Source organism: Paraburkholderia sp. BCC1886, assembly GCF_900996245.1.
Classification (GTDB): domain Bacteria; phylum Pseudomonadota; class Gammaproteobacteria; order Burkholderiales; family Burkholderiaceae; genus Paraburkholderia.
In genome coordinates, this window is record NZ_CAAJGK010000047.1 from 61,415 (window position 1) to 78,543 (window position 17,129).

Genomic DNA, 17,129 nt, shown 5'->3' on the forward strand with positions numbered 1-17,129 from the left:
ATGGAGACGCTGGCGCGCTCAGGTCACGGGCAACAGCTTGCCGGAGAACACCACTGGGCCGCTCGGCGCGTTGGGGTTTGGCGAGCCGCCCGGCGCTTCGATCGAGACCGCCAGCGCCGCGTAACTTTCCGGCTTCTGCACGCCGGCCGTGACCTTGCCGTTCGCGCTGTCGGGCAACATGCCGAGCGCGACCGGATGGCCGCTTGCCGGAATACCCCACAGTTCCATCGCCCGGCCGGCCGGCAGATCGACCTTGCCGAGCGGATGCAGCGTCATGGTCGAACGGGCTTCGTCCCACGCGACGAGCATGACCGGATGCGCTTCCTTGTCGTTCAGCACGGCGACATGCGAAACGGAAGTGGCGGGTTGCCCGGCGACGCTCGCCACCTGAACCGGCGCGGTGCCGGACGGCAGCAGCGAGCGCACGGCGACCACCGCCGCGACCGCGGCGAAGCCGGTTACACCGATCGCCCAGCCGCGCCAGAACGCAAGATTCTCGAACAGGCCGCGGGACGGACGGGCCGGCGTCGGCGTCAGGTCGCCCGCGCGTTCGCCCACGATGCGCGGCCGTGCGGCTTCGCGTGCCGCGCTCAGGTCGAGGCGCCGTTCGATGGCTTCCCACACAGTGGCCGGCGGCATCCGCGGCTCGGTGAGCTCGGCCATTGGCGAGATACGCCGCTGCCATTCGTCGACCGCGCGGCGCACCAGCGAATCGTGCTCCGCATAGCGTTGAAAGCGCCGCCGTGCGCCGCCGCGCAAGGTGCCCAGCACGTATTCGGCGGCCAGCAGATCGACGAGTTGTGGATAGCGATCGAGATTCATCACTCGCCTCCCAGGCAGGTCTTCAGCTTGGCGAGGCCACGCCGGATCCACGATTTGATGGTGCCGAGCGGCACCGCCAGCACGTCGGCGATTTCGCTATGACTCTGGTCGCGCAGGTAGGCCAGTGCAACCGCTTGCCGTTGCGCCGGGTCGAGTTGCTGCATGCAGCCGGCCAGCAGGCGAGCCTGCAGACTGACCGCGGTCAGCGCCTCGGGATCCGGATCGCCGCTTGCCACGAGATCGTCCAACGTGTCGCTCCATTCTGTTTCCTGCGAGTTGACCCGCCGCAGGTGATCGAGAGCACGGTTGCGAACGATTGCGGACATCCACGTCATTGGCGCCGAGAGCGCGCGGCGGTAATCGCCGGCGAAGCGCCAGATATTGACGAAGCTGTCCTGCAATACTTCTTCGGCCCACTCGTGTCTGCTCAATATACGGAGCGCGAGGCCAAACAGTTTCGGTGCGGCGAGATCATAAAGTTCGCGCAGTGCTGCGCCGTCTTCTTTGGCGACGCGTTCGAGCAGCGCGGCGAGGGTTTCCGGCGTGAGTTCTCGAGGATTGGCGGTCATGGAGGAAGTCAGGGTGAACTTGCGGGCCTATGTTACGCAATTTCTTCGCGACCTTATATGAGGTTTTTTATCCACGGGGTGCATCCACGGTTGCCGCGACGACGTATATGGCTGCAGGGCCGGGCTTGCCGGCCGACGGACACTGGGGTGTGTGCGGGGACGGGGGTCGTTGCACGGGCATGCATTTGAACTGCCGGCAGCGGGGCCACGCGGAGCAGGGAGACCATCGCTCGCGGGCCCATGGACCATGTTGGGGCGGGCTCGTTATCGCCAGGTCCGGGCGCGGGTCGATCTCGAAAGTCGGCCATGCCCTGGGTCTGGTTGAGCCCGCTTCTTTTTTAACAGACCGCCTCCAGGGCGGGCTTCAGAAAGAGCTCGTGCGTCGGGGCGAAATGCGCATAGAGCGGCAGAATCGCGCCACCCATCGCGCGTGCGTCGGCGCCTATCGTGCCTTCCAGAAGTTGCGGGCGCACCATCCCTTCCCACTGGTAGCGATCCAGCACGCGCCCGGTACGGCGAATGATCTCGCGCACCAGTTGCCGGTCGAGTTCACCGTCGATCACCACGGCTTCGAGATCGAGCAAAGCAGCGGCATTGGTGAGCGCGGCGGCCAGTGCGGGACACGCGCGATCGAGCCATTGCTCGGTGATCGCCCACAAGGCCGGCGACAACGCGCGCAGATCGTGCGCGGCAGCGGCCGGTGCGCCAGCGTCCCGGAACAGCTGTTCCAGCACGAAGCCCGACGCCGCATGCAGCAACTGCTGCGCGGACCGGGACGATCCACCTTCACGCAATGGAATCGAGCCGACCGCACCGGCATTGTCGTGCGGTCCGCTATGCAGACGTCCGTCGATCACGAGGCCGCCGCCAATGAAGGTGCCCACGAACAGATACAGAAAATGGTGGATCGCCCGGCCCTGGCCCATCACGAGTTCGGCGGCGCAAGCCGCGGTCGTGTCCTTCGCGAACTCGACCGGCAAGCCGGTGAGCCCGGCGATACGCGTGCGCAGATCGATCTCGTGCCACGCTTGCAAGGCCTCGGGCGGCGCGCCCAGAAAGTCGTGCCAGCCGCCGAGCCACAAGGGCGCCGCGACGCCCACCCCGACCACCTGATCGGCCCTGGCGCCGAGCGTCCGGTTCACGCGCGCGAGTTTTTCGTCGAGCGCGGCGAACAAAGTCCGCGGATCGGGGTAGTCGTACTCGAGCACTTCGCGGCACACCACGTGGCCCGCGAAATCCATTGCAAGCAAGTCGAGACTTCGCCGTCCCACCTTGATGCCGACGGTGTACGCGCCTTCGGCGCGCAGCGCGATCGGCACGGACGGCTGACCGATCCTGCCGCGCACGCGCGCCTGTTTCTCCAGCAGCCCATCGTCGATCAGACGCTCGACGATGGTCGATACGCTTTGCATCGACAGACGCGTCAGACGGCCGACGTCCGCTTTCGGCAGCGGCCCATGCAGACGGATGGCCTGCAGCACGATGCGTTCGTTGAACTGCCGCATGCCGACCTGGTTCGAACCGACCGAGCGTTCGAGCGGCGAGCGCACACGCGGAGTCGACATCGTCGCGCGACCGGTCAGGAAGACGAGCGCATCACGCAATCGCCTTGACGTCCGCTTCTTTCGCGCCCGTCATGATTGCCACCGCGTCCGACATGTGGATGTCTTTCGTGTTGACCAGCGCCGCCCGCCGCCCGAGCCGCTGAATATGAATACGGTCCGCCACTTCGAACACGTGCGGCATGTTGTGGCTGATGAGGATGACCGGCAGCCCGCGATCGCGCACGCGGCGGATCAGTTCCAGCACCATGTTGCCTTCCTTCACGCCGAGCGCCGCGGTGGGTTCGTCGAGAATCACCACGTGCCGCGCGAACGCCGCGCTGCGTGCAACCGCCACGCCCTGGCGCTGACCGCCCGAGAGCGTTTCGACGGCCTGGCGCATCGAACGGATGCCGATTTGCAGGTCCTTCATGTGCGCGGTGGCTTCCACGAGCATGCGGCGCTTGTCGATCATCTGGAAGATTTTGCCGCGCCAGCCGGGCTTCACCAGCTCGCGCGCGAGGAACAGATTTTCGGCGATGCTCATCGCGGGCGCGACCGCCAGTTCCTGGTAGACCGTCTCGATACCTTGCGCGCGCGCATCCAGCGGACTGCGGAATTTCACCGGCTTGCCGTCGAGCAGCATCTCGCCGGCGTCGGGCACGGTCGCGCCGGAGAGCGCCTTGATCAGCGACGACTTGCCCGCGCCGTTGTCGCCGATCACGGCCATGATCTCGCCGGGCAGCACTTCGAAATCGCAGCCGTCGAGCGCGGTGACGTTGCCGTAGCGTTTGACCAGTCCGCGCGCCTGAAGAACCGGCAGGGTAGGTGTCGACATGACGAACTCCTGTTGAACGCTCAACCGCGACGATGAGACAGTTTGTCGGCGGCGACCGCGAGAATCACCAGCATGCCGGTGATCAACACCTGGTACACCGACGACACGCCGATCAGCGTGAGGCCGTTGCGGAACACCCCGACGATCAGCGCGCCGAGCAAGGTGCCGACAATCGAGCCGCGTCCGCCGAACAGACTCGTGCCGCCGAGCACCACCGCCGTGATGCTGTCGAGATTTTCGGTCTGGCCGGCTTGCGGATCGCCCACGCCGGTGCGCGATACGGACAGCAACGCCGCGATACCGTAGATCGCGCCCGCCAGCGAATACACCGTCAGCAGAATTTTTTGTGACGACAGGCCCATCAGCCGCGCGGCTTCGGCGTTGTTGCCGAGCGCATAGAGATGCCGGCCCGGCACCGTGTCGCGCAACACGAACCAGGTGGCCAGGTACATCAGCAAGGTCAGCACGGTGCCGTAGGTGACATCGGCGGGGCCGAGCTTGAAAGTGTTGCCGAAGAACATGATCGCGTCCGGCAGATTCGACACGCTTTCCGCATTCGAATAGATCTGCGTGAGCGCGAAGGCGATGTTCAGCGTGCCGAGCGTGACGATGAACGCGGGCAGTTTGATGCGCGTGATCAGCACGCCGTTGAGCGCGCCGAACAGCGTGCTCGCGGCGATGCCGCACAGGATCGCCAGCACCGGCGGCACGCCGAGCGTCACCGCGAACTTGGTCATGATGATCGAGCCGAACGCCATCACCATCCCGCACGACAGGTCGATGCCGCCGGTCAGCACGATCAGCGTCTGACCGATGGCGATCACGGCGACCACCATGGTTTGCTGCAGGATCAGCGAGAGATTCTGGAACGACAGGAAGCGGTTGCTCTGCGAAATGAAAAACCCGCAGGCCAGCACGAGCGCAATCAGCGGCCCGATTTCGGCGAGCGAAGGCAGGCGCTCGGAGAGCTTGCGTGACGGGACGGCGGGCACGGATGGCGTCGACATGATGAGAGTCCTCGGAGCTGAGCGTGTCGACGCGTGAGCGCGTCGACATGCGGCCTGGCCGCGCGGCGACTCCGCCTCTCGAGCGGAGCGCTGCGTTGCGGCCCGTTATGTGGCCCGATAAGCGACTACTTGTTGCCCCAGCAATTGTCGAGGCCGAACTTCGTGTCCTTGCTGTCGCTGCCGGACATCGGCTTGTCGGTGATCAGCGTGACGCCGGTGTCCTGGTAGCCGGACACTTTCTTGCCGCTCTTCGCGTACGCGACGCCTGCTTCCACGCCGAGCGCCGCCATCTTCAACGGATACTGCTGCGAGGTCGCCGCAATCGCGCCGGCCTTCACGTTGCGCACGCCTTCGCAGCCGCCGTCGATGGACACGATCATCACGCTTTTGTCCTTGCCCGCCGCCTTGAGCGCCCGATACGCGCCGGCCGCGGCCGGTTCGTTGATGGTGTACACCACGTTGATGTCGGGCGACTTCTGCAGGCAGTTTTCCATCGCCGTCTGACCTTTGGCCTGATCGCCGCGCGTGTCCTGGCTGCAGACGATGGACGGGTCGCCAGCCTTCACGCCGAAGCCCTGCAGGAAGCCGTTGTGACGCAGCACGCCGACCGACACGCCGGGCGCGAGATCGAGCGTGGCGATCTTCGCGGGCTTGCCGTTCATCGCGGCTTTCGCGTACTGGCCGATCAGCACGCCGGCCTTGAAGTTGTCGGTGGCGAAGAGCGCGTCGGTGGCGTCCTGCGGATCGGTCGGCGTGTCGAGCGCGACCACCATCACGCCGGCCGCGCGCGCTTTCCTGATGCTCGGCACGATCGCCTTGGTATCGCTCGGCGTGATGAGAATCGCCTTGGCGCCGGCCGTGATCATGTTTTCGATTGCGGTCACCTGGCTCGCGTTGTCGCCGTCGAACTTGCCCGCCGCGCTGATCAGCTTCGCGCCGTCTTTCGAGGCGGCCGCTTCGGCGCCCTGTTTCATCTTCACGAAGAACGGGTTGGTGTCGGTCTTCGTGATGAGTCCGACGACCGGCGCGTCGGCGGCGAGGCTCGTGTCGACGGCGCCTATCGAGAATGCGGCGACGCACAGGGACACGACGGTTCTGACGGCGGTGCCGGCAACAGGATGCCTGCGGGCAGGTTGCTTCATGGGACGCTCCTCCTGATGTTTTTTTCGCGGAGTAAATCACTCGCGTTGATTTAGTACAGCAGGCGTGCCGAGACCCGTCAAGCAGACGAGCCGAACGGAGGATGACGAAATAATCCGCGCGAAAACACGCCTCGCCCTACCCGACAAGGCAGGCATGACGTGGTGCGCTGCAAGGTGAGCGAAGCGGGCTTCGGGAAAGTCCCGACGTGCAGGAGGCCGCGCGAACGGCGGCCTCCGTGGAGAAAATTACTGGATGCTTACCGGCGCGTCGACAGCGTCCGCTTCGTTTCGAGTTGTGTGACGACGCGTTGCAAAGTGCGTTCCGCCGTCCCGGGCGTTTCGACGAACCGGCAGCCGAGCACGAAGCGCTGGTCGCCTTTTTGCGTCGTGAGTTGACGCGGCGCGACGACTTCCAGATCGAGTTGCAGGGTGCCGAAGCTGCCGAGTTGCAGCGACACGTCGCGCAGAATCGTGCCGATGGCCACCGAGCCCAGGCGCGTTTCGCCGGTCTTCAACGCAACGCCGCCCAGCGAAATGTCCTGCAGTTCGGCCCGGAACGGACTGCCGTCGACGAACGGGCCGCTCGCGACATACGGATCGAGCACGGGCGTCTGCACGCGGAAGAACTCGCGGCGTTGCACGTAGTAAAGCAGGGCGGGGAACGGCGCTTCGAAAGCAGGCAGTCCTTCGAACATGACCGGCGTGGCAGCGCTCGTGCTGAACTCGGTGCGAATGCCGCCCGGCAGACTGCGGAAAGTCAGTTGCGGCGCGTCGGGCAGCGCGTCGTTGTCGTCGGCGACGCTGCCTGCGTCGAACACGAAGCGCGCATTGCGCGAGTCCACGTCGAGTATTTGCGTGACGATCTGGCGGCCATCGAACTCCACGGTCACGAAGTCCTGACCGGCGACCAGATGGCGCAGACACACCGCGATCTGCAGCGGATGATGCTGGGCGTAGTCGGCGTCGGCGTCGGCGTCGCGGCTCGATTCGGCGTAGTGGGCCTGATCGGCGACTGCGGTTTCCAGAAGGAGGTCTGCGCTCATTGTCTTGTCCATGCGTGACGGCCTTCGCCGGGTTGGCGGGAGCGCGCGGACGGTGGGTAAGTCGGCTCGGCGCTCGGCCTTTAACCGGGTCATTGCAGAGTCCGTGCCAACTGTGAGCAGGGCAAGCCGGGATTGGCCGGGAAGTGGCGCAGGGCGGGGTGTGCAGACCGAAGTGGTCGAGCTTCCGAGCGGGCACGAAGGCGCCGCATGGAGCGTTCGCTACGTAACGTCGCCGGGGGTGTTACGGACACACCTCAGCGCACTTTCACCGCGCTCGCGGCGCGCCGGTGGACGCGCGCAGCACCAGTTGCGGCGCGGAAGAAATCCGCATCGGCACGGTCGCCGGGTCGTGGCCCGCCTGCCCATACGACGACTCAATCAGTTCACGCAGCAAGCTCACCGCGAGGTCGGCGACTTCGACGGTCGGTACGGCGACCGTGGTCAGCGCCGGACGCGATTCGCGCGCCAGTTGAATGTCGGTGATGCCGATCACGGAGAGATCCGCCGGCACGTTCAGGCCGAGATCGGCGGCGGCGTGCATGGCGCCCAGCGCGGGCAGGTCGTTGGTCGCGAAAATGGCGGTGAGTTGCGGATCGGCCTCGAGCAGTTCGCGCGCCGCGTCGTAGCCGCCCTGTATCGTGTCGGGCTCGTAACGGACGCGGCTTCTGGGCACGCCCGCCTCGCGCAGCGCATCGACGAAGCCTGCGTAACGCGCCGCGTGGATGCCCGCAGCCTTGCTGCCGACGATCGCGCCGATCCGCCGGTGCCCCAGTTCGATCAGATGCTCGCCGGCCAGTTGTCCGGCGAGCCGGAAATCGACCGCCACGCAAGGCAGACCCGGCGGCTCGTTGGGCCGCTCCCACATGCACAGCACGACTGGCGTGCCACGCGTTTGCGTCGCGTGAAGATCGGCGAAATCGAGGTTGGCATTGGTGACCAGCACGCCCTCCGAGAGCGTGCCGGCAATCTGGTCCAGGTACGCGCGTCCGGTCAGCGGCTCCTCGTTCGTATTGCAGATGATCACGAAATGCCCGCTCGTGCGCGCGGCCCGTTCGACGGCGAGTGCGAACTCCGGATAGAACGGGTTGGCGATGCTCGAGACCATCAACGCGAGCGTCGGCGCGCGGCCTTCGGCCAGCGCGCGAGCCGCGAGGTGTGGACGATAGCCGAGCGCTTCGACTGCTTCGAGCACGCGTTGTCGAGTCGTCTCACCGACCCGGCCGCGATTGCGCAGCACGTTGGAGACGGTCGCCGGCGTGACACCGGCATGTTGCGCGACTTCACTGAGGGTGGGCATGGTGTCTCCATTATTTGGGATGGGTGTCCGGCATTTGCGTCGCTGTCGAAGGCACGGCACCATCTCTCGCATTAACAAAACGATATCGGAGACAGGCAAGGGCTGACGATCGCATGCGATCGATTTTTTAGGCCCTGCTGATTAAGCGCTTAATCTCCGACTTCGGGCCGATTTAATCACGGAGTCGATGCAATGGCGAGCATTTCGTTAAGAGGCGTGCAGAAAGCGTACGGCGATGGCGCACTGGTGATCCGCGACGTCGATCTGGAGATCGGCGAGCACGAGTTCTGTGTGTTTCTCGGTCCATCGGGCTGCGGCAAGTCGACCTTGCTGCGGATGATCGCCGGTCTCGAAGACGTGACCGACGGCGATCTGTCGATCGACGGGCGGCTCGTCAACGACGTGCCGGCTGCGCAGCGTGGCGTGGCGATGGTGTTCCAGAGCTACGCGCTGTTTCCGCATATGACGGTCTTCGAGAACATGGCCTTCGGCCTGAAGCTCGCCAAAACACCCAAAGCCGACATCGACCGCAAGGTGCGTGAAGCCGCGCGCGTGCTGCAACTCGAAGCGCTGCTTGAACGGCGGCCTAAGGAACTCTCCGGCGGACAACGGCAACGCGTCGCCATCGGCCGGGCCATCGTGCGCGAGCCGGGCGTGTTTCTGTTTGATGAACCGCTCTCCAATCTCGACGCCACGCTGCGCGGCCAGACCCGCATCGAAATCGCGCGCCTGCACAAGCAGTTCGCCAAAGCCAGCGTGGTGTACGTGACGCACGACCAGGTCGAAGCGATGACGCTCGCCGACAAGATCGTGCTGCTGCATGCCGGCAAGGACACCGAGCGCTACGGCAGCATCGCGCAGATCGGCGCGCCGCTCGAGTTGTATCACCGGCCGAAGAGCCGCTTCGTGGCCGGCTTCATCGGCTCGCCGCGGATGAATTTTCTGCCCGGCAGGATCGCATCGGTCGATGCGCGCGGCGTCGTCGTCACGCTCGATCACACGCTGGAAAACGTACGCGTACCGGTGCGGGCCGATGGTCTGCAAGCCGCGCAACCCGTCACGCTCGGCGTGCGACCCGAGCATCTTGAATTCGCAGAGGCAGGCACCGACGACGATGCCGGTGTGCTGACCCGCACCGTCTCGCTCGTCGAGCAACTCGGCGAACACAGCTACGTCCATCTCGATCAACCCGGCGGGGCCGTGCTGATCGCCAAGGCGCCCGGCGACACGCGCCTCGCCTCGGGCGACCGCACGAGCCTGCGCGTGCCGCCGCACGCCTGCCACCTGTTTACCGAAGACGGCTTTGCGGCCGCTTCAATCGAAACCGTCGAACATTACGCGTAGAGGACCAACGGATGCGCCTTGGAGTCTGTTATTACCCGGAACACTGGCCGGAGTCGATGTGGGAAGACGACGCGCGCCGCATGAAGGCGCTCGGCATCGAGCAGGTGCGGATTGCTGAATTCGCGTGGAGCCGCATCGAGCCGACGCCCGGCGAATACGATTGGGCCTGGCTCGATCGCGCGGTCGACGTGCTCGGCGCGGCCGGTCTGCAGGTGGTCATGTGTACGCCCACCGCGACGCCGCCGAAATGGCTGATCGACCGTCACCCGGACATTCTGCCGATCGGCGCCGATGGCCGGCCGCGTGCGTTCGGCTCGCGCCGTCATTACGATTTTTCGTCGCCGTCGTACTTCGCCGCTTCGCAAAAAATCTGCACCGCGATTGCCGCGCGATACGGTCAGCACCCTGCGGTGGCTTACTGGCAGACCGATAACGAGTTCGGTTGCCATCATACGGTGGTCAGTTATTCGCCGGCAGCGGTCGGGCGTTTTCGCGAGTGGCTCAAAGCGCGCTATCAAACCGTCGACGCATTGAACGAGGCGTGGGGCACCGTGTTCTGGAGCATGGAGTACCGCAGTTTCGACGAGATCGACGCGCCGGTGGCGACCGTCACCGAAGCGCATCCGTCGCATCGGCTCGACTATCGCCGCTTTGCTTCCGACGAAGTGGCGCGCTACAACCGCATGCAGGTCGAGATCATCCGCGCGCATTCGCCCGGGCGGCCGGTCGCGCACAACTTCATGCAACTCTTCACCGAGTTCGATCACTACAAGGTCGCAGCCGACCTCGATGTCGCCGCGTGGGACAGCTATCCGCTCGGCGCGCTCGAAGAGCAATGGTTCGCGCCGGAAATCAAGGCGCGCTGGTTGCGCACCGGTCATCCCGATTTCGCGTCGTTCAATCACGATGTGTACCGCGGCATGTCGAAGCTGCCGTTCTGGGTGATGGAGCAGCAACCCGGACCGGTGAACTGGGCACTGTGGAATCCGGCGCCGCTGCCGGGCATGGTGCGTTTGTGGAGCTGGGAAGCGTTCGCGCACGGCGCCGGTTGCGTGTCGTATTTCCGCTGGCGCCAGGCGCCTTTCGCGCAGGAGCAGATGCATGCGGGGCTCAACACGCCGGACAATCGTCTCGACGCGGGCGGTCGCGAGGCCTCGCAAGTCGCCGACGATATTCGCGCGGTGCTCGCCGCCAATGCCGACGCCGATGCGTCGATCCGCTCGAAGGTCGCGCTGGTCTACGACTACGAGGCAAAGTGGCTGTTCGAGATTCATCCGCAGGGCGCCGACTTCCATTACCCGCGCTTTGCGTTCGAGTATTACTCGGCGTTGCGTACGTTGGGTCTCGACGTGGATGTCGTGCCGGTGGATGCGCCACTCGACGGTTATCGTCTGATCGTGGTGCCGCCGCTCCCCGTGGTGCCGGCCGATTTTGCCGCGCGGCTCGCTGCGTCGGGCGCGCAGGTCGTGCTCGGTCCGCGTACCGGTTCGAAGACCGCGGACGTGCAGATTCCGGCGAATCTGCCGCCTGGTGCGCTGGCGTCGGTGTTGCCGCTGCGCGTGTGGCGGGTGGAATCGATGCGGCCCAATGTGACTGAAGCGGTATGGCTCGCGGACGGTTCGAGTGCGGGTGAAGCTACGGCTAGCGCCGCGGGCGTGGCGCGTCATTGGCGCGATTTCATCGAAAGCGGGACGGACGTCGTGCTCGACGTGCAGGCGCATTTCGCCGACGGCCACCCGGCGTATGTACGGAGCGGCGCGTTCCACTATTTCGCGAGCCTGTTCGACGATGCGTTCACGGTTCAACTCTTCGAGCGGATTGCGGCGCAAACAGGTCTCGACACGATGCCGGCCAGCGAAACCGTGCGAGTCAGCCGGCGCGGTGCGCTGACCTACACGTTCAACTACGGCGACACACCACACACGTTGGCCGGAGTCGCCGACGATGCGTTCGTGATCGGTTCGCGCAGCATCGCCCCGCAGGGCGTCGCGGTGTATCGGTCGAAGGTTTGAAGAGCGGGTTTTTTGAAGCAACATCAACGACGCACCAACGACGCACCAACAACAAACGCACTGATTCGCCAAGGAGACAGCAGCATGACATTCAAACCACGCAAGATTCTGTTGGCACTCGCGCTCGCCGCGGCGGCGGCCGGCTCGTCGGTCGCGAGCACGGCGCAAGCCGGCACGCTGACGGTCAACATCGCGTTCAAGGGCGCGAGCCAGCGCGCGGTCTGGCAGACGGTGATCGACGAGTTCAAGAAAGCGCATCCCGGCACCGACGTGAAGGTCTCGTTCATCGACGAAGAAGCCTACAAGGTGCAATTGCCCGGCTGGCTCTCGACCGTGGCGCCCGACATCGTGAACTGGCATGACGGCGAGCGCATGGCCTATTACGCGCAGCGCAATCTGTTCGACGACCTGAGCGGCGACTGGGCGAAGAACGGCTGGAACGACATGTATGCGTCCACCAAGGAAGCGTCGTCGTACAAGGGCAAACAGTACGCGGCGCCGACCGTGTACTACTCGTGGGGCATGTTCTATCGTAAGGACCTGTTCCAGAAAGTCGGCATTAGCGGCGAACCGAAAACGTGGGACCAGTTTCTCGACGACTGCAAGAAGCTGAAAGCCGCGGGCATTACGCCGATTGCCGTGGCGGGCCGCGATGCATGGACGCTCGCAGGCTGGTTCGATTATCTCGACCTGCGCCTGAACGGCAACGCATTCCACCAGAAGCTGATGGCCGGTGAGATTGCGTATACCGACCCGCGCGTAAAGAAGGTCTACACGACGTGGAAGCAGTTGATCGACGCGGGCTATTTCATCGACAACTCGCTGTCCTACGATCTCGATGCGGTGCAGCCGTTCCTGTTCCAGGGCAAGGCCGCGATGATGCTGATGGGTACCTTCATCACCGGTGGCTTCCCGCCGAACGTGAAGCAGGAAATGGGCTACTTCCAGTTCCCGATCATCGACGCGAAGGTGCCGACGGCGGAAGACGGTCCGGTCGAATCGCTGCATATTCCGACGAAGGCGAAGAATAAGGCCGACGCGCATGCGTTCCTCGCGTTCGTCGAAACGCCGGACATCGGCGCAAAGCTTGCCGTGGGTCTGGGCTCGCTGTCGGCGAACAGCAAGTCGCCGGAGCCGGACGATCCGATTTCCAAAATCGGCTTTCAGATTCTCGCGAATACGAAGGGCGGCATTGCGCAGTTCTACGACCGCGACATGACCAAGGAAATGGCCGACGAAGGGATGAAGGGCATGCAGCAGTTCGTCTCCGATCCTTCGAAGCTGGACGATGTGCTCGCGCAACTCGAACAGACGCGCAAGCGTATCTATAAGAAGTAAGTCGTGAGCGGCGGTCTTCGCGCTTTACGTTGTTCGCAGGCCGCCGCGGTTTTACCGCATTTTTCTTGCCGCAACTCGTCTCTGAAGAGACCGGGAGAATGATCGTGTCGCAATCCGTCACTCGTCACACCGTGGGCGGTTCCGCCGAACCGGGCGGTTCCGGCCTGCCCGCCAGCGGCGGCGCGTTGCGCGGCCCGGCGCGTGCCGTGCCGCGTCGGCGCGGACCGTCGCCCACCGCGCGCCGGCAACGTCGCGCGGCCTTGCTGTTTCTCGCGCCCGCCTGCGTGATGGTGGCGATCTACGTGGTGTGGCCGATCCTGTCGACCATCCGCCTGAGTTTTTTCAACTGGGACGGCATGACCGACCCGTCGTTCGTCGGGCTCGCGAACTACGTGGAACTGTTCCATACGGCGACCTTTTACACGGCGCTAAAGAACAATCTCATCTGGCTGTTGATGTTCCTGCTCGCCCCGCCCGCCGGTCTCGCGGTCGCGTTGTATCTGAACCAGGCGGTGGCCGGTATCCGCCTCGTCAAGTCGCTGTTCTTCGCGCCATTCGTGTTGTCGGGCGTGGTGGTGGGGCTCATCTTCTCGTGGTTCTACGACCCGACCTTCGGGTTGCTCGCGCTGATTCTCGGGCACGGCGTGCCGGTGCTCGGCGACCCGCGCTACGCGACGCTCGGCATCGTGTTCGCGGCGCTGTGGCCGCAAACCGCGTATTGCATGATTCTTTATCTCACCGGGCTCACGTCGCTCAATGCCGAGCAGATCGAGGCCGCCCGAATGGAAGGCGCGCGCGGCTGGTCGATGCTGTGGCATGTGATCCTGCCGCAACTGCGGCCGACGACGTTCATGGCGATCGTCGTCACCGTGATCGGCGCGTTGCGCAGTTTCGATCTGATCTCCGTGATGAGCGGCGGCGGTCCTTTCGAGAGTTCGACCGTGCTCGCCTATTACATGTACGACCAGGCCATCAAGTACTACCGGATCGGTTATTCGGCGGCGGTAGCGGTCGTGCTGTTCGCGATCATGCTGGTGTACATCGTTTATCACCTGCGCCGCATGCTGCGCACCGAGCAATAGGAGCCATGCATGTTTCCGATTTCAATCGATAAATGGAAGCCGGTCTCGCGCCGCATGTACAAGCTGAGCTTGCCGGTCGCGTTGCTCATCTGGCTGTTGCCGATGATCGCCGTGCTGGTCACGTCGGTGCGATCCACCGAGGAGTTGAGCGAGGGCAATTATTGGGGCTGGCCGAAGCACTTCGCGATGATCGACAACTATCGCGAAGCATTGACGACGTCGCCGATGCTGCATTACTTCTGGAACAGCGTGTTGATTACGGTGCCGGCGGTGGTGGGCTCGATCGCACTGGCTGCGATGGCGGGTTTTGCGTTGGCCATTTACCGGTTTCGCGGCAACTCGACCTTGTTCGCGACGTTCGTGGCGGGCAATTTCGTGCCGGTGCAGGTCTTGATGATTCCCGTGAGAGACCTGTCGCTGCAGTTGGGTATCTTCAACACGGTCGGCGCGCTGATTCTGTTTCACGTGTCGTTTCAGACCGGTTTTTGCGCGCTGTTTCTGCGTAACTTCATCAAGCAGTTGCCGTTCGAACTGGTCGAGGCGGCGCGCATCGAAGGCGCGAACGAGTGGACCGTGTTCTTCAGGATCGTGCTGCCGCTGATCCGTCCGGCTCTGGCTGCGCTGGCGATTCTCGTGTTCACGTTCGTGTGGAACGATTACTTCTGGGCGCTGTGTCTCACGACCGGCGACGACGCCGCGCCGATTACGGTCGGCGTGGCCGCGTTGAAGGGGCAATGGACGACGGCGTGGAACCTGGTGTCGGCTGGGTCGATACTGGCCGCGTTGCCTTCGGTCGCGATGTTCTTCGCGATGCAGAAGCATTTCGTGGCCGGCCTGACTTTCGGGGCGACCAAGGGGTAGCGTCGCTACGCTCCCTCTCGATCTCGTCGTGCCTGCTTACCAGCGCGCGTTGAACACCGTGCGCAATTCGTCGATGGAAGCGTCGTCCATCGGCTCGGGACGTGGCGACGACATCAGCCACAGGCGCGCGGTTTCTTCGAGTTCTTCGATCACGTAAGACGCCTGCGAGACCGAACGCTCCCACGCTACCGGACCGAGCCGTTCCAGCAGAACCGCGCGTACCTGCGACGCCAGCGCGGCGATTTCCGCGGCGGCTTGCGGGTCGCCGGGGCGGCGATAGCCGATCAGCGGCACATGTCCGACTTTCATCACGTAATAAGGCGTGATGGGCGGCAGCACGTCGGACTCACGCCAGACTCCGGCCAGCGTCAACGCAACCAGATGCGTGGAATGCGTGTGAACGATGCCACGCGTGTCCGCATTGTTCGCATAGATATTCCGATGCAGCGCCAGCGTCTTGGAGGCCTTCGCGCCGGACACCGCTTCGCCGTTCAGATTCACCTTGGCGATCGCCGCCGGATCGAGGCGGCCGAGGCAGGCGTCGGTGGGCGTGATCAGCCAGCCGTCGTCGAGGCGCGCGCTGATGTTGCCGGCGCTGCCGACCGTATAGCCGCGCGAGTATAGGCTCGCGCCGACGTCGCAGATTTCTTCGCGTAGGCGCGCTTCCGCCGCGCCGACATTCACCATCGTGCCGGTCATGCGCGGGCTCCGTCGAGTTGCGCGAGCGCTTTCTCGAAGAAATCGACCGTGCCGAAATTACCCGATTTCAGCGCCAGCCCGACCGAGGCTTCGCCGTCCCGTGTCGGCACGCTGGCAGTGGCCGGCACGCCCGGGTCGATCTGCGCGCCGATGCGCAGCATGCGCACGTCGAGCGCCTGCACGACTGCACCCGATGTCTCGCCACCCGCGACCACGAACTTGCGCACGCCCGCGTCCCGCAGACGCCGGGCCACCGACGCCAGCGCTGCTTCCACCAGTTCGCCCGCGCGCGCGGCGCCCAGTTCGCTCTGCACGCGTTTGACTTCGTCGGGGGAGGTGGTCGCGTAGATCAACACGGTTTGCGGTTGTGCCGCGGCCGCATGTTGCTGCGCGAAAGCGACCGCCTGGTCGACCAGCGGTTCGCCGCGCGAGAGGGCGAGTGCGTCGATCTTGAAACCGGGGTGCCCGGCGAGCCAGGCGGCGACTTGCGCCTGAGTGGCCTTCGATGCGCTTCCGGCCAGCACGACCGCGCTGCCTTCGACGGCAGGCAAAGCGGCGGCGGGGCCGTCCGATTCGAGCTTGCCCGCAGCGCGGAAGTTGGCCGGCAGGCCGAGCGCGACGCCCGAGCCGCCGGTGATCAACGGCAGGTCGTTGCATGCCTCGCCGAGCGTGTACAGATCGGCGTCGCTAATGGCGTCGGCGATGGCGATATGGACGCCCTCGGCCCGCAGCTTTGCGATGGCTTCCCGGACCGCCCCCGCGCCGCGCGCGATGGTGTCGTAACGCAGCAAGCCGACCTTCGATTGCGTTTGCCGCTGCAGCACGCGCACCAGGTTCGCGTCGGTCATGGGCGTGAGCGGATGGTTTTCCATACCGGACTCGCTCAGCAACGCGTCGCCCACGAACAGATGGCCACGGTAAACCGTGCGGTGGTTTTCCGGAAACGCCGGACAGGCGATGGTGAAGCGGTGTGAATGTTTGTGAGCGCCGCTTTCCTTGCCTTCATAAGTCGCCGAGGGGTCCGTCAACGCGTCGAGCAGGGCGTCGGCGACGGGGCCGATATTGCCCGCCTCGGTGGAGTCGAAGGTCGAGCAGTATTTGAAGAAGATCTGCTGACAGCCTTGCGCACGCAGCCAGTCCAGCGAGGCAAGCGATTGCGCGACCGCGTCGGCAGCGTCGATGGTGCGCGATTTGAGCGCGACCACGAGCGCGTCGGCCTGAATGGGCGCGTTGTCGGCCGGAATGCCGATGGTCTGCACGGTGCGCATGCCACCGCGGACCAGCATGTTCGCGAGGTCGGTCGCGCCGGTGAAGTCGTCGGCAATGCAGCCCAGCAGCGGGCGAGAGGGTTGGGTCATGGCGATCTCCTTTGGCTCGATTGTAGCGATCAACTGAGTTGCTGTGTGAATCTGTGTTAAATATTTGACGATAATGGTAAAAATTGTTAGGGTTTTGCGGTCGAGGAACGTCCGTCGCCGAACCGAGGTTGCCGGCCACGGGTCCAGCGCGCTATCCGTTAAGATGTGCGCCGCCT

At 64.6% G+C, this 17,129-nt stretch carries 15 protein-coding genes; 5 read left to right on the forward strand and 10 right to left on the reverse strand.

What is annotated here, in order from left to right:
- Nucleotides 1-18 precede the first annotated feature (18 nt).
- The 8 genes from FQ746_RS16260 to FQ746_RS16295 all read right to left on the reverse strand — a co-directional run bounded on the left by FQ746_RS16260 (nt 19) and on the right by FQ746_RS16295 (nt 8,259).
- A complete protein-coding gene (locus tag FQ746_RS16260; RefSeq protein WP_144110390.1) occupies nt 19-822 on the reverse strand; it encodes an anti-sigma factor domain-containing protein in 804 nt (267 codons plus the stop codon).
- Nucleotides 822-1,391 (reverse strand): RNA polymerase sigma factor, encoded by a 570-nt coding sequence (locus FQ746_RS16265; protein WP_144110391.1) that lies wholly within the window; start codon nt 1,389-1,391, stop codon nt 822-824. The genes FQ746_RS16260 and FQ746_RS16265 overlap by 1 nt, the downstream gene beginning before the upstream one ends.
- A 338-nt stretch (nt 1,392-1,729) precedes the next feature.
- A complete protein-coding gene (locus FQ746_RS16270; protein WP_144110392.1) occupies nt 1,730-2,956 on the reverse strand; it encodes an ROK family transcriptional regulator in 1,227 nt (408 codons plus the stop codon).
- 31 nt (nt 2,957-2,987) lie between these two features.
- Nucleotides 2,988-3,770, reverse strand: coding sequence for an ATP-binding cassette domain-containing protein (locus FQ746_RS16275; RefSeq protein ID WP_144110393.1), 783 nt, complete (start codon nt 3,768-3,770; stop codon nt 2,988-2,990).
- A gap of 20 nt (nt 3,771-3,790) precedes the next feature.
- Nucleotides 3,791-4,777: an ABC transporter permease gene (locus FQ746_RS16280; protein ID WP_144110394.1), complete on the reverse strand. Its 987-nt coding sequence runs from the start codon at nt 4,775-4,777 to the stop codon at nt 3,791-3,793.
- 125 nt (nt 4,778-4,902) lie between these two features.
- Nucleotides 4,903-5,919: a sugar ABC transporter substrate-binding protein gene (locus tag FQ746_RS16285; RefSeq protein WP_144110395.1), complete on the reverse strand. Its 1,017-nt coding sequence runs from the start codon at nt 5,917-5,919 to the stop codon at nt 4,903-4,905.
- Between the two features lie 257 nt (nt 5,920-6,176).
- Entirely contained in the window at nt 6,177-6,962 is a 786-nt protein-coding gene (locus FQ746_RS16290; protein ID WP_144110396.1) for a flagellar brake protein, read from the reverse strand.
- Between the two features lie 265 nt (nt 6,963-7,227).
- A complete protein-coding gene (locus FQ746_RS16295) occupies nt 7,228-8,259 on the reverse strand; it encodes a LacI family DNA-binding transcriptional regulator (protein WP_144110397.1) in 1,032 nt (343 codons plus the stop codon).
- A 192-nt stretch (nt 8,260-8,451) separates the two neighbouring features.
- On the opposite strand from FQ746_RS16295, the gene FQ746_RS16300 reads away from it, so the two are divergent.
- The 5 genes from FQ746_RS16300 to FQ746_RS16320 all read left to right on the forward strand — a co-directional run bounded on the left by FQ746_RS16300 (nt 8,452) and on the right by FQ746_RS16320 (nt 14,896).
- The gene (locus tag FQ746_RS16300) at nt 8,452-9,603 is read left to right on the forward strand and encodes an ABC transporter ATP-binding protein (RefSeq protein WP_144110398.1); all 1,152 of its coding nucleotides are present in this window, start codon (nt 8,452-8,454) and stop codon (nt 9,601-9,603) included.
- An 11-nt stretch (nt 9,604-9,614) separates the two neighbouring features.
- Entirely contained in the window at nt 9,615-11,615 is a 2,001-nt protein-coding gene (locus FQ746_RS16305) for a beta-galactosidase (protein WP_144110399.1), read from the forward strand.
- A gap of 84 nt (nt 11,616-11,699) precedes the next feature.
- A complete protein-coding gene (locus FQ746_RS16310; protein WP_144110400.1) occupies nt 11,700-12,953 on the forward strand; it encodes an ABC transporter substrate-binding protein in 1,254 nt (417 codons plus the stop codon).
- A gap of 98 nt (nt 12,954-13,051) precedes the next feature.
- The gene (locus tag FQ746_RS16315) at nt 13,052-14,035 is read left to right on the forward strand and encodes a carbohydrate ABC transporter permease (protein ID WP_144110401.1); all 984 of its coding nucleotides are present in this window, start codon (nt 13,052-13,054) and stop codon (nt 14,033-14,035) included.
- Nucleotides 14,036-14,044: 9 nt separating this feature from the next.
- On the forward strand, nt 14,045-14,896 hold the full coding sequence (locus tag FQ746_RS16320) for a carbohydrate ABC transporter permease (RefSeq protein WP_144110402.1): 852 nt from the start codon (nt 14,045-14,047) through the stop codon (nt 14,894-14,896).
- A 36-nt stretch (nt 14,897-14,932) separates the two neighbouring features.
- Here the strand turns inward: FQ746_RS16320 and FQ746_RS16325 are convergent, their stop codons facing one another.
- Complete coding sequence (locus tag FQ746_RS16325) at nt 14,933-15,595, reverse strand: aldolase (protein WP_186310756.1); 663 nt, start codon at nt 15,593-15,595, stop codon at nt 14,933-14,935.
- Entirely contained in the window at nt 15,592-16,953 is a 1,362-nt protein-coding gene (otnK, locus tag FQ746_RS16330) for a 3-oxo-tetronate kinase (protein WP_144110403.1), read from the reverse strand. The genes FQ746_RS16325 and otnK overlap by 4 nt, the downstream gene beginning before the upstream one ends.
- Nucleotides 16,954-17,129: the final 176 nt, after the last annotated feature.

What these genes read in the sequence shown, in the direction of transcription:
- FQ746_RS16310 (WP_144110400.1), top strand. Translation starts at nt 11,700, where the DNA reads ATGACATTCAAACCACGCAAGATTCTGTTGGCACTCGCGCTCGCCGCG.
- FQ746_RS16275 (WP_144110393.1), bottom strand. Translation starts at nt 3,770, where the DNA reads ATGTCGACACCTACCCTGCCGGTTCTTCAGGCGCGCGGACTGGTCAAA.
- FQ746_RS16305 (WP_144110399.1), top strand. Translation starts at nt 9,615, where the DNA reads ATGCGCCTTGGAGTCTGTTATTACCCGGAACACTGGCCGGAGTCGATG.
- FQ746_RS16315 (WP_144110401.1), top strand. Translation starts at nt 13,052, where the DNA reads ATGATCGTGTCGCAATCCGTCACTCGTCACACCGTGGGCGGTTCCGCC.
- FQ746_RS16325 (WP_186310756.1), bottom strand. Translation starts at nt 15,595, where the DNA reads ATGACCGGCACGATGGTGAATGTCGGCGCGGCGGAAGCGCGCCTACGC.
- FQ746_RS16260 (WP_144110390.1), bottom strand. Translation starts at nt 822, where the DNA reads ATGAATCTCGATCGCTATCCACAACTCGTCGATCTGCTGGCCGCCGAA.
- FQ746_RS16265 (WP_144110391.1), bottom strand. Translation starts at nt 1,391, where the DNA reads ATGACCGCCAATCCTCGAGAACTCACGCCGGAAACCCTCGCCGCGCTG.
- FQ746_RS16285 (WP_144110395.1), bottom strand. Translation starts at nt 5,919, where the DNA reads ATGAAGCAACCTGCCCGCAGGCATCCTGTTGCCGGCACCGCCGTCAGA.
- FQ746_RS16295 (WP_144110397.1), bottom strand. Translation starts at nt 8,259, where the DNA reads ATGCCCACCCTCAGTGAAGTCGCGCAACATGCCGGTGTCACGCCGGCG.
- FQ746_RS16290 (WP_144110396.1), bottom strand. Translation starts at nt 6,962, where the DNA reads ATGAGCGCAGACCTCCTTCTGGAAACCGCAGTCGCCGATCAGGCCCAC.
- FQ746_RS16300 (WP_144110398.1), top strand. Translation starts at nt 8,452, where the DNA reads ATGGCGAGCATTTCGTTAAGAGGCGTGCAGAAAGCGTACGGCGATGGC.
- FQ746_RS16320 (WP_144110402.1), top strand. Translation starts at nt 14,045, where the DNA reads ATGTTTCCGATTTCAATCGATAAATGGAAGCCGGTCTCGCGCCGCATG.
- FQ746_RS16270 (WP_144110392.1), bottom strand. Translation starts at nt 2,956, where the DNA reads ATGTCGACTCCGCGTGTGCGCTCGCCGCTCGAACGCTCGGTCGGTTCG.
- otnK (WP_144110403.1), bottom strand. Translation starts at nt 16,953, where the DNA reads ATGACCCAACCCTCTCGCCCGCTGCTGGGCTGCATTGCCGACGACTTC.
- FQ746_RS16280 (WP_144110394.1), bottom strand. Translation starts at nt 4,777, where the DNA reads ATGTCGACGCCATCCGTGCCCGCCGTCCCGTCACGCAAGCTCTCCGAG.